The following is a 997-nucleotide window of genomic DNA, read 5'->3' as shown; positions in this document are numbered from 1 at the left end:
GGATCGAGGCGCGGGTCCAGCCATGGGTGGCCTGGATTTCCGGCACGAACAGCGTCCAGGCATACTGGATGTTGGCCGCGGCCACCATGCAGACGATGCCGACGACGATCTGCATCCAACGCGCGCCTTCGGAAATGGGCGCCTGCGAGCCGCCAGGCGGTGCAGCGATGGACTGACTCATTACTCTTCCTCCCCAATGCGGTGATCGAACACTCAACTCAGCCGGGCGGGGCCATGGTTGTTGTCGCATTGCCTTTCTTCGGGGGCTTGCGTGCCCTTCACGTCTTGGCAGAAGCACCACCGCCACCGTTGGGAGAGGCCTGGTGTTCCGCATTTCGTACTTGGTATACCACACAATCAGCGGAACACAACATCCGTTTCAGGAATCACAGCACAAATAATCCCTACTGTCGCAACTATCGTTGAAGGTATGCCCTACGGAATGACTCCATCAAGGAAACAAAACTTTCGTCCTATGACTTCGAAATGACAAAAAAAAGGCCGCGCCAAAGCAGGCGCGGCCTCTGATTGAGTTCGCTTCACTTACGATCACAACAGTGGAGAAGCCGTTACACCAAGAACGGCTGTTCCAATCTTACAGGACTCCTGATCACCAGCAACCTCTTAGTTGAGCTAATCTGTACGTCCTGTACGAATTAGAAATAAACAATCCGGCCAGCCCCAATCACACCAAGGCCGTCCGACCTCCTTATTCCCTCTTCATACAGTTTACGGACCGGCGGCCCGCTTAATCCCCGCACCGTCAAAAAAAGTTTGGCTCTCGAATCGTCAGCGATCCGGATTACCATGGACGCCATGGCCGCCCCCCTGCTGACGCCGTATCTATTGCGCGCTCGCAGCATGGAACAGACGCCACGCTCAACCTGTTGTTGGATCGTTCGACCACTTTCTCGGTCGTCGACAGAAGCCACAGCCCGCCGAAAACGGGAGCCCACATGAGCCGCCATCAGCCTCCAGACCCAACCCCCTTCCCGTC

At 56.4% G+C, this 997-nt stretch carries 1 pseudogene; it reads right to left on the bottom strand.

Features of this window, described 5'->3' with window-relative positions:
- A pseudogene (locus GBZ26_RS29525) lies at nt 1-181 on the bottom strand (oxalate/formate MFS antiporter); the annotation flags it as partial.
- Nucleotides 182-997 lie beyond the last annotated feature (816 nt).

It is taken from the genome of Azospirillum formosense (assembly GCF_013340925.1).
GTDB lineage: Bacteria > Pseudomonadota > Alphaproteobacteria > Azospirillales > Azospirillaceae > Azospirillum > Azospirillum formosense.
This window is presented reverse-complemented; position numbering and strand designations above follow the sequence as displayed.